Source organism: Kitasatospora sp. NPDC057936, assembly GCF_042887525.1.
GTDB lineage: Bacteria > Actinomycetota > Actinomycetes > Streptomycetales > Streptomycetaceae > Kitasatospora.
On record NZ_JBHVPD010000198.1, the window covers coordinates 1 to 3,131 of the forward strand.

General features: G+C 65.0%; 3 protein-coding genes. All 3 read right to left on the reverse strand.

The window, feature by feature from the left end; translation table 11 throughout:
* Window positions 1–206: 206 nt before the first annotated feature.
* The 3 genes from ACFVU9_RS45330 to ACFVU9_RS45340 all read right to left on the reverse strand — a co-directional run bounded on the left by ACFVU9_RS45330 (window position 207) and on the right by ACFVU9_RS45340 (window position 2,949).
* Complete coding sequence (locus tag ACFVU9_RS45330) at window positions 207–1,310, reverse strand: hypothetical protein (RefSeq protein WP_387603939.1); 1,104 nt, start codon at window positions 1,308–1,310, stop codon at window positions 207–209.
* A gap of 470 nt (window positions 1,311–1,780) precedes the next feature.
* Window positions 1,781–2,500 carry a hypothetical protein gene (locus tag ACFVU9_RS45335; protein ID WP_387603942.1) on the reverse strand — a complete coding sequence of 240 codons (720 nt, stop codon included), beginning with the start codon at window positions 2,498–2,500 and terminating at the stop codon, window positions 1,781–1,783.
* On the reverse strand, window positions 2,497–2,949 hold the full coding sequence (locus ACFVU9_RS45340; protein WP_387603944.1) for an AAA family ATPase: 453 nt from the start codon (window positions 2,947–2,949) through the stop codon (window positions 2,497–2,499). Before ACFVU9_RS45340 ends, ACFVU9_RS45335 begins: the two co-directional genes overlap by 4 nt.
* Between the last annotated feature and the right edge of the window lie 182 nt (window positions 2,950–3,131).

Consider the following 3,131-nt stretch of genomic DNA (forward strand, 5'->3'; position numbering starts at 1 on the left):
AGATACGACAAGCGCGCCTACGTCTTCCACGGCACCGTCACCGTCGCATCAATCCGACTCTGGCTCCGACGATGATCCGCCGTACAGAACCTAGGGCGCGCGGTCAGCACGCCCCGATCCGCGAGGTGCAACACCATCGACGATCGGTAGCACTGCCTTGTCTTCGGATCCAGAAGTGCGCGGGAGATGCTGCGCGTCTCAACCGGTCAGGTCCCCGACCACTGGTCCATGAGCGCGGCCATCCGCCCCGTGTGCTCGGCGACCGCAGTTTGGAGAGAGGGGAAGTCACGTGCCGGGAAGCAGGCTTCTACCAGGCCGTAATACGGCGCGGTCATGGAGAGCTTTGAGACGAGGTGCTCCGCGGGCGTGTAGTGGATCAAGGTGTTGCGGAAATGCCGCGCCTCGCCGCTGCGGATCTCGGCGCTCACGGGGTGGTCAAGCATGGCAGCGAGCAGCAAGCGGGATGCCATCCCCAGCTCCTTCTCGTACTGGTTCCTGAGCTTCTCCAGGCTGGACAGCACGTGGTAGAGCGTGATGTACCTGAGCTTGAACATTGTCTCGGCGGAGGCCGGATTGTCGTCGTCCCGCAACATGGCGTCAAGGACGTTGAGGAAGCACTGGAAGGCGGTCAGGGACGCCTTCATCTTCTCCGGCAAGCCAGGACCGAAGATCTGGTTGAAGTGGCGCTCGGACCGGCGATCCCGGGTCTCGAAGGCATCAAGGTTGATGCTGTTCATGAACGAGGGGCCAGGCCACGGCAAGTGCCCAGCCGCTTGGCTGACGTACGCACTCTGAGCCTGGGCCACGGCCGACAGTTCCTGCCCCAAGGTGGCAAAGTCCTGCAACGCGTCGGCGCGGAGGGCCATGACAAACCCGACCGTGTGGGTGGTACTCACGAGTCGGCCTCGGTAGCGGTACTCACCCAGGTCTGTCTCCCACCGGCGCGCGGGCGGGAACCAGGTATTGCCCAGGAACGCCTGCCGTCCCTCGTCGATGATGCGCGCGAACGCGTCGCCCACTTTGTCCAGGCCGTTCTTGGAGTCGTCGAAGAGCTTGACACTGAGCCGCGCCCTCTCGATGGTCTCCTCGTGCTCGTAGGCCAGGGAGGCCGCGAGTCCGGGATCGTTGACCTTCAGGGTCCTGAACGACTCGTGGATGATGAGCGACAGGTAACTGTTCATGCAGAAGATCGGGATGACGGTCTCGCCGGTGCCCTTGACGACGCGTTCCAGGAAGCGGCGGGAAAACGCGAGGTCGCCCTCGATGAGGAGACGCGCCACGTCCTGCTTGATCCCGGTTCCTGAACTCATCGAATCCCTTGCATCTTTCCCGATTTAGGGATTTGTACCATGCCGCCCTGGCCAAGGCGATGAGTTTTGGAGGCGGGCCTTGGGCAGCCGGGAGTGCGGCCTGAAACCCCGTGCCTGGCACGCGTCCATGAGCATGCCGGAGGACTGCCTGCGCTTCCTCGCCACCGGGCGGGCCTCTCACCCTCCCGGATCGCGACCGCCCCGCCGTCGCACTTTGGGAGGTGGTCATCACCCACCCCCGCGGCATCCTCCTCGCCCACCGGGAACACGCTGCTCGCCGCGGCCGGAGCGATGCCCGCAGCCGGATCCACGCGACCATAGGCACCGTCCTGGACACCGGCTGCCGCGCTGGCGAACACGGGCGTGACACCGGCAGACTCCCGCCGGTGTCCACAGGAAACCCGACCGCGCCGGCTGGTCGAGATCCAGGTTGCCCCGGCTCGCCACGCTGTTGCTCCTGGACGAGCTTTTCAGATCCCGAACGCGGCTCGCCATGCGTCGAGTGCCGGTACGGTCCGCTGGCCGACTACCTTAGGAGCTAGGCCCGGGTCGAGGCGGGTCATGGCGTGGACAACGTCGATGAAGGGCGAGTCCTGCAACGCCTGAGCCAACTCGTCGGCTTCGGGATCATCCTCCTCGACCAGGTTGTGCCAGTCCCGCAGGTTCGAGCAAGCCCTTCGGAAGGCAACTTGGCGTCCTCTCACGAGGTCATGGCGGTTGAGGCCGAAAACGCTGATAGTGGCCTCGCCCTTGGGGGATCCGTCGACCGCCGTGTACTCGCCGCTGCCCAGGAGTAGCTCCAGATGGTCAGCGGGGTCTTCCGCCGTGGGGTCGACCAGCAGACAAGCTCCGGTAGCGTCCACCGGACACTGCTCCCGTTTCTCGTTGCTGTTGCACCAAGAGCAGGCGAGCAGGTGGTTCAGCCACACGAAGGCCCGGTACGGCGCGTTGTCCAGCGGCTGGAAGTGGTCGATGTCCGTGGCCCTGCTGTCGTCGCAGTACATGCAGCGCGCCGCGCCACGGGTCATACCTTCCAGCGCGGTGCGTACGTGCTTCTTGGCTGCCTTGGCTCTGGTCCAATGATCGCGTGCGGCTGCCGTTGTGCCGCCCGCAGTCGCGACGTCGGCCGTCCACGTGGTGAGCAGCCTCTGCGCCCGTGTGGAGAGTTCGACGCGTTGGAGGGGGATCATCGGTCCTGTTCCAGCCGTGCCGACACCTCAGCAACCCGGGTGACCAGCGAGCTGGTCAGCAGGTCGGTCAGCTGACGATACTCCTCGTCCTCTTCAGGGGTGGTGGTCTGCGCGTACACCTTGCGCTCCAGAGCCACTAGGCGCCGACGCTCGCGCTCGGCACGGCTGGAGAACAGGGTTTCCAGGCCGAACAGCTCCGAAATCACCGCGTCATCGCCAGTGCCATAGACGACCCGGCGATAGAGGTCTTCCTGGACGACTTCCGCGGCCTGGTGCTCGTCGATGCCCGGCAGACGGATCAGGGCTCCCTCGTCGGCAGCCTGGCAGATGTAGGGGCTGTGGCTGGTGACGATGAACTGGATGCAGGGGAAGTGCTCCTGGAGCCAGTCTCCGATCTTGCGCTGCCATGTGACGTGCAGGTGGGCGTCGACCTCGTCGATCAGCACCACGCCGGGGTTGCGTACGACAGTGCCGCCACTTGAGGTCCGCGAGACCATCAATGCCCCGTAGGCACCTTGGAGCTGGCGCACGATGTCGAGGACTAGGTTCTGTACGGCGGATCATCGTCGGAGCCAGAGTCGGATTGATGCGACGGTGACGGTGCCGTGGAAGACGTAGGCGCGCTTGTCGT

What these genes read in the sequence shown, in the direction of transcription:
- ACFVU9_RS45330 (WP_387603939.1), bottom strand. Translation starts at nt 1,310, where the DNA reads ATGAGTTCAGGAACCGGGATCAAGCAGGACGTGGCGCGTCTCCTCATC.
- ACFVU9_RS45335 (WP_387603942.1), bottom strand. Translation starts at nt 2,500, where the DNA reads ATGATCCCCCTCCAACGCGTCGAACTCTCCACACGGGCGCAGAGGCTG.